The sequence below is a fragment of the Arthrobacter sp. 4R501 genome (genome assembly GCF_002929755.1).
Classification (GTDB): Bacteria; Actinomycetota; Actinomycetes; order Actinomycetales; family Micrococcaceae; genus Arthrobacter.
In genome coordinates this window covers 1-1749 of sequence record NZ_PJIW01000045.1, presented here as the reverse complement: position 1 = coordinate 1749, position 1749 = coordinate 1, and the positions used below count along the sequence as shown (strand labels likewise).

The following is a 1749-nucleotide window of genomic DNA, read 5'->3' as shown; positions in this document are numbered from 1 at the left end:
GTGTTTCAAATTGGGACACCGGGTCGTGGTTCTGCCACCACAGACTGTTGTTTACAAGGTGAATTATCTCACAGTGCTCTATTAGTCGGAGGAAGACATCATGGACAACGCCGTCCCCGGGAAGACCTATCAGCTCGATGCGCTCGTTGTTGGAGCAGGCTTCGGTGGTATCTACATGCTGCATAAGCTGCGCAACGAGCTCGGTCTCGATGCCATAGCGATTGATCGTGCCGGGGGTGTTGGGGGGACCTGGTTCTGGAACAAGTATCCGGGCGCGCTTTCGGATTCTGAGAGTTTTGTTTACCAGTACTCTTTTGATCGCGACCTTTACGAACAGACTCCGTGGAACACGAAATACGTGCCCCAGGCCGAGATCCTGGCGTACCTGAATGGCGTCGTGGACCGCTACGACCTGCGGGAGCATGTCCGGCTTGAAACCGGCATGACTGAGGCTGAGTTCGACGAGGCCTCCGGCACCTGGACCGTGCGGACCGACCGCGGAGTCACGTTCCAGTCCCGCTTTCTGGTCACGGGCCTCGGCCTGCTCTCGGCCACCAATCTTCCGAAGTTCCCCGGCATGGAGACCTTCGCGGGCCGGCTGGTCCACACGGGTGCCTGGCCGGAGGACCTGGACCTCGCGGGCAAGCGGGTGGGTGTTATCGGCAACGGTTCAACCGGTAATCAGGTGATCACCGCCACGGCCCCGGTAGCGGCGCATCTGACCTCTTTCCAGCGCACACCGCAGTACAGTGTCCCGGCGGGCAACCGCCAGCTTACGGCGCAGGAACAGCGTGCCCATCGGGAGAACTTCGAGGCGAACTGGGACCAGGTCAAGAACTCCTCGGTGGCCATGGGTTTCGAGGAGAGCGCCGTTCCCACGTTCAGCGTTTCGCCCCAGGAACGCGAACGGATCTACCAGCGGACCTGGGAGGAAGGCGGGGGGTTCCGCTTTATGTTCGAGACTTTCTCGGATATCGCCACGGACCCGGACGCCAACGAAGAGGCTGCGAAGTTCATCCGTCGCAAGATCGCCGAGATCGTCACGGACCCCGAAACGCGCCGGAAACTGACGCCGACCGATCTGTACGCCCGCAGGCCGTTGTGCGATTCGGGCTACTACGAAACGTTTAACCGTTCAAACGTCTCCCTCGTGAACGTCAAGGAAAACCCGATCGAGTCGGTGACCGAACAGGGCATCGTCACCGCCGACGGCACCCTGCATGAACTGGACGTGCTGATCTGCGCGACCGGGTTCGACGCCGTGGACGGCAACTATGTCCGCGTCAATATCCGCGGCCGCGATGGCGAAACGTTGAAAGAGCACTGGGCTGGCGGGCCAACCAGCTATCTGGGCATGGCAACCAGCGGCTTCCCCAACATGTTCATGATCCTGGGCCCGAACGGGCCGTTCACCAACCTTCCGCCCTCAATCGAGACACAGGTCGAGTGGATCAGCGAAACCATCAGCCACGTCCTGACCTCCGGCACGGGCTGGATCGAGGCCAAATCCGAAACCGAGGCCGACTGGACGGAGACCTGCTCGGATATCGCCCACCAGACACTCTTCCCCCAGGCTGCCTCGTGGATCTTCGGCGCCAACATCCCCGGAAAGAAGCGCACGGTCATGTTCTACCTCGGTGGCATCAAGCAGTACCGGTCCATCCTCACCGACGAGGCCTCCAACAAGTACCCGAACTTCGCAACCGACGCCGACATCCTGACCCCGGCCTGACCAGCACCACCACCGCC

General features: G+C 61.2%; 1 protein-coding gene. It reads left to right on the top strand.

Annotation, left to right across the window (positions count from 1 at the left end):
• Nucleotides 1-100: 100 nt before the first annotated feature.
• Nucleotides 101-1732 carry an NAD(P)/FAD-dependent oxidoreductase gene (locus CXR02_RS21815; RefSeq protein WP_104063888.1) on the top strand — a complete coding sequence of 544 codons (1632 nt, stop codon included), beginning with the start codon at nt 101-103 and terminating at the stop codon, nt 1730-1732.
• The last annotated feature ends 17 nt before the right edge of the window (nt 1733-1749 follow it).